The organism is Streptomyces roseochromogenus subsp. oscitans DS 12.976, assembly GCF_000497445.1.
GTDB classification, from domain to species: Bacteria; Actinomycetota; Actinomycetes; order Streptomycetales; family Streptomycetaceae; genus Streptomyces; species Streptomyces oscitans.
Genome location: NZ_CM002285.1, coordinates 7,097,446 through 7,102,216, shown reverse-complemented (window position 1 = coordinate 7,102,216; position 4,771 = coordinate 7,097,446). Strand labels below are relative to the sequence as shown.

The window sequence follows — 4,771 nt, the reverse complement described above, 5'->3', positions numbered from 1 at the left end:
CGCGACCCTCGGCCCGTACGCCGCGCTGCGCGCGGCGGCCGCGGTACTCCTGTCCCCTGGCCGCGGCCGAACTCCTGCTCCGCCGTTGCGTGCGCCGGTTCGGCGGGGTGACGGGGGATGTCTTCGGCGCACTGGAGGAGACGGCGGCAACGGCTTCGCTCGTGGTCCTGACCCTCGGCCACTAGCCTGTCTGGCGGATCAGGCCGCAGGAGATCGACGGCGCCTCATCAGCGCAGGTGAGCGGGGCGATGGGGAATGCCCCCGCGGTGGGGGTCCCCCCGCGCGAGCGCAGCCGGGCGTGGGGGAGTACGCGTGCGTGCCGGCCCCCTCGTCTGCGACGGGTCCGCCGGACTGGCTCCAGCTCCGAGCCCCGGCTCCCGAGCGCTAGGATCTTCGCCCGTACACGGACAAGAGAGTTGTGATTCGGGGGATATCCGTGCTGAGGCTGCGCCGCGCCATGGCCTGGTTCATAGACTTCGCGTTGGTGGTGGCGGCAGCCGCTCTGTTCGCGATCCTCACCTTCCACAGAATCAGCGCGCTGGTGACCGACGTGCCCTCGCTGGCCACGAAGGGCGGCCTCGACCTGGTCACTTCGCGCGGTGACGTCATCGGCGCCTCCGAGCATCTCGGCCTGTCCCTGTGGGACAGGATCGTGCTGGACGTGGAGGAGGCCTTCGGCGCGCTCGTCGTCGTCACGTTCCTCTACCAGTGGGCCTGTCTCACACTGCTCGGCCGCACCCTCGGCAAGGGCGTGCTCGGTCTGCGCGTCACCCCGCGGGTGTCCCGGCACGCCCTGCGCCGGGCCGCCGTCACCACCGCCGCCGACGTCGCGGTGTACGCACTGGCCTGTGTGCTGCTGATCGAGGGGAAGTTCGCACTGTCGGTGCTGGTGTGGGCCGTCGCGGTGGTGCTGTTCCTGGTCAACGCGCTGACGGTGTTCTTCCCCGGCCGCCGCTCCCTCGCCGACCGGCTGTCCGGCACCTCCGTCGTGGGTACGTTCCGGCGGGCCTAGACCGGCCGACGGGCACCGATGGCAGTGGCTCGTTCGCGGGTGCGCGGGAGGCTGAAATGGCCACGACGCCACGCACAGGTGAACACCCGCAGGAATGAGCGAGGGCGCGCACGCGCGTAGTCTCGTTCCGGGTGTTCGCCGACAGGGTGAAGGCCCCGGTTGCCACCTGCGCCCAGGTTTGGACCTAGGGTCGGCTCTCGGGCCCGGTCGACCCACCCCACTTCGGCCACAGCAACTTCACATCGGAAGCGAGAACTCACCACCGTGACTGCTCTGACTCTCAGCACCGCAGCGGCGCCCGGCCTGCGGGCCGACGCGATCGTGATCGGTGTCGCCAAGGGCATCAAGGGCCCCGTCGTAGCGCCAGGCGCCGAGGCCGTGGACAAGGCGTACGACGGCAAGCTGGCCGGCGTCCTGGAGACCCTCGGTGCCTCGGGTGCCGAGGGCGAGCTGACGAAGCTGCCCGCACCGGCTGGCTTCAAGGCCCCGATCGTCGTGGCGGTCGGCCTGGGCACGGAGCCCGACGCCAAGAGCGAGAACGAGGGCGACGAGGCCTACGACGCCGAGGCGCTGCGCAAGGCCGCCGGCGTGGCCGCCCGGGCGCTCGCCGGCTCGAAGAAGGCGGCGTTCGCGCTGCCGATCGACGGGCCGGGCGCCATCGGCGCGATCAGCGAGGGCGTGCTGCTCGGCGCGTACTCCTTCGACGTCTACAAGGACAACGCCAAGGACGCCAAGGCCAAGAACGGCAAGGCACCGCTGGCCGAGGCCGCGCTGCTCGGCGGCAAGCCGCGTGACGCCGCCCACAAGGGCGCCGTCGCCCGCGCCGTCGCGGTCTCCGAGGAGCTGAACCGCGCCCGCGACCTGGTCAACACCCCGCCGAACGACCTCACGCCCGAGGCGTTCGCCGCGGTCGCGCAGGCCGCGGCCAAGGAGCACGGCATCAAGGTGCAGGTGCTCGACGACAAGGCCCTGGTCAAGGGCGGCTACGGCGGCATCCTCGGCGTCGGCGGCGGCTCGGCGGCGACCCCGCGCCTGGTCAAGCTGACGTACACCCACCCGAAGGCGGAGAAGCACCTCGCCTTCGTCGGCAAGGGCATCACCTACGACTCGGGCGGCATCTCGCTGAAGCCGGCCGGGCACAACGAGACGATGAAGTGCGACATGAGCGGTGCCGCCGCCGTGTTCGCCGCGGTCGTCGCCGCCGCGCGCCTCGGTCTGGAGGCCAACGTCACCGGCTGGCTGGCGCTGGCCGAGAACATGCCGTCCGGCTCCGCCGTGCGCCCGGGTGACGTGCTGCGCATGTACAGCGGCAAGACGGTGGAGGTGCTCAACACCGACGCCGAGGGCCGGCTGGTGCTCGCCGACGCGCTGTGGGCGGCCTCGCAGGAGAAGCCGGACGCGATCGTGGACGTCGCGACCCTCACCGGCGCGATGATGCTGGCGCTGGGCAGCCGGACGTTCGGGGTCATGGCCAACGACGACGCGTTCCGCTCCGCGGTGCACGAGGCGGCGGAGGAGGTCGGCGAGCCGGCCTGGCCGATGCCGCTGCCGGAGCACCTGCGCAAGGGCATGGAGTCCCAGGTCGCCGACCTCGCGAACATGGGTGAGCGGATGGGTGGCGGGCTGGTCGCCGGTCTCTTCCTGCGCGAGTTCGTGGCGGAGGGGATCACCTGGGCGCACCTCGACATCGCCGGCCCGGCGTTCAACGAGGGGGGGCCGTTCGGGTACACGCCGAAGGGCGGCACGGGTTCCGCGGTGCGGACGCTGGTGCGGCTGGCGGAACTTACCGCTGCGGGTGATCTGGGCTGACGTACGCCTATTGACTCGGGTCGCCCTGTTTGTACGGCGGCTGCGGGGGCGTGGGGGCTGGTCGCGCAGTTCCCCGCGCCCCTCAGGTCTGCTGTACGTGGGGTGTCTCACACTCCAGCCCGGCGTCTCGTCCGCCTCGAACAAGTGCAAAGATGGAGCCCGGCAGGACAGGGCCCCACCGAAGGGCCGAAGCATCAAGCGGCCGGACACCAGCCGCCCGCCGGTCACAGGAGATCGGCGCAAGGCGCACATGCATGGAGGACGTGACGTGGCGAACGACGCCAGCACCGTTTTCGACCTAGTGATCCTCGGCGGTGGTAGCGGTGGTTACGCCGCGGCCCTGCGCGGGGCGCAGCTGGGCCTGGACGTCGCCCTGATCGAGAAGGACAAGGTCGGCGGCACCTGCCTGCACCGGGGTTGCATCCCCACCAAGGCCCTGCTGCACGCGGGCGAGATCGCCGACCAGGCCCGCGAGAGCGAGCAGTTCGGCGTCAAGGCCACCTTCGAGGGCATCGACGTGGCGGCCGTCCACAAGTACAAGGACGGCGTGATCTCGGGCCTGTACAAGGGCCTCCAGGGTCTCATCGCGTCCCGGAAGGTGACGTACATCGAGGGTGAGGGGCGTCTGTCCTCCTCCACCTCCGTCGACGTGAACGGCCAGCGCATCCAGGGCCGCCACGTCCTGCTGGCGACCGGCTCCGTGCCGAAGTCGCTGCCGGGCCTGGAGATCGACGGCAACCGGATCATCTCCTCCGACCACGCCCTCGTCCTGGACCGCGTGCCGCAGTCCGCGATCATCCTGGGCGGCGGTGTCATCGGCGTCGAGTTCGCCTCGGCGTGGAAGTCCTTCGGCTCGGACGTCACGGTCATCGAGGGCCTGAAGCACCTCGTCCCGGTCGAGGACGAGAACTCTTCGAAGCTTCTTGAGCGCGCGTTCCGCAAGCGCGGCATCAAGTTCAACCTCGGCACCTTCTTCCAGAAGGCCGAGTACACGCAGGACGGCGTGAAGGTCACCCTGGCGGACGGCAAGGAGTTCGAGGCCGAGGTCCTCCTCGTCGCCGTCGGCCGTGGCCCGGTCTCCCAGGGCCTGGGCTACGAGGAGCAGGGCGTCGCCATGGACCGTGGCTATGTCCTGGTCGACGAGTACATGCGGACCAACGTCCCGACCATCTCCGCCGTCGGTGACCTGGTCCCGACGCTCCAGCTCGCGCACGTCGGCTTCGCCGAGGGCATCCTGGTGGCGGAGCGTCTGGCCGGTCTGAAGGTCGTTCCGGTCGACTACGACGGTGTCCCGCGGGTGACGTACTGCCACCCGGAGGTCGCCTCCGTCGGTATCACCGAGGCCAAGGCCAAGGAGATCTACGGCGCGGACAAGGTCGTCGCTCTGAAGTACAACCTGGCGGGCAACGGCAAGAGCAAGATCCTGAACACCTCGGGCGAGATCAAGCTCGTCCAGGTCAAGGACGGTGCCGTGGTCGGCGTCCACATGGTCGGCGACCGCATGGGCGAGCAGGTCGGCGAGGCCCAGCTGATCTACAACTGGGAGGCGCTGCCGGCCGAGGTCGCCCAGCTCATCCACGCCCACCCGACGCAGAACGAGGCGATGGGCGAGGCGCACCTGGCGCTCGCCGGCAAGCCGCTGCACTCCCACGACTGAGCCTTCGGTCAACGGGCGCGACGACACAGACTTCCGCAATTCGTAAGGAGCAACCGAAACCATGGCGGTTTCCGTAACCCTTCCGGCGCTCGGTGAGAGCGTCACCGAGGGCACTGTCACCCGCTGGCTGAAGGCCGAGGGAGAACGCGTCGAGGCCGACGAGCCGCTGCTCGAGGTCTCGACCGACAAGGTCGACACCGAGATCCCCTCGCCGGCCGCCGGCGTGCTGGCCTCCATCAAGGTCGCCGAGGACGAGACGGTCGAGGTCGGCGCCGAGCTGGCCGTCATCGACG

Annotated in this window: 5 protein-coding genes; all 5 read left to right on the top strand. The window is 70.3% G+C overall.

Features of this window, described 5'->3' with window-relative positions:
- On the top strand, positions 1-185 hold a 185-nt coding region (locus M878_RS000000100355), incomplete at its 5' end, for an adenosylcobinamide-GDP ribazoletransferase (RefSeq protein ID WP_037730222.1).
- Positions 186-457: 272 nt separating this feature from the next.
- The gene (locus tag M878_RS80350) at positions 458-1,012 is read left to right on the top strand and encodes an RDD family protein (RefSeq protein ID WP_031226327.1); all 555 of its coding nucleotides are present in this window, start codon (positions 458-460) and stop codon (positions 1,010-1,012) included.
- Between the two features lie 264 nt (positions 1,013-1,276).
- Positions 1,277-2,821 carry a leucyl aminopeptidase gene (locus tag M878_RS80345; RefSeq protein ID WP_023551332.1) on the top strand — a complete coding sequence of 515 codons (1,545 nt, stop codon included), beginning with the start codon at positions 1,277-1,279 and terminating at the stop codon, positions 2,819-2,821.
- Positions 2,822-3,089: 268 nt separating this feature from the next.
- Positions 3,090-4,478, top strand: a complete 1,389-nt coding sequence (lpdA, locus tag M878_RS80340; protein WP_023551331.1) for a dihydrolipoyl dehydrogenase — start codon at positions 3,090-3,092, stop codon at positions 4,476-4,478.
- Positions 4,479-4,539: 61 nt separating this feature from the next.
- The coding region (locus tag M878_RS80335; RefSeq protein ID WP_023551330.1) for a biotin/lipoyl-containing protein at positions 4,540-4,771 on the top strand (232 nt) is incomplete at its 3' end.

Excerpts from the sequence above, each read along its gene's own strand:
- M878_RS80350 (WP_031226327.1), top strand. The coding sequence starts at position 458 with ATGGCCTGGTTCATAGACTTCGCGTTGGTGGTGGCGGCAGCCGCTCTG.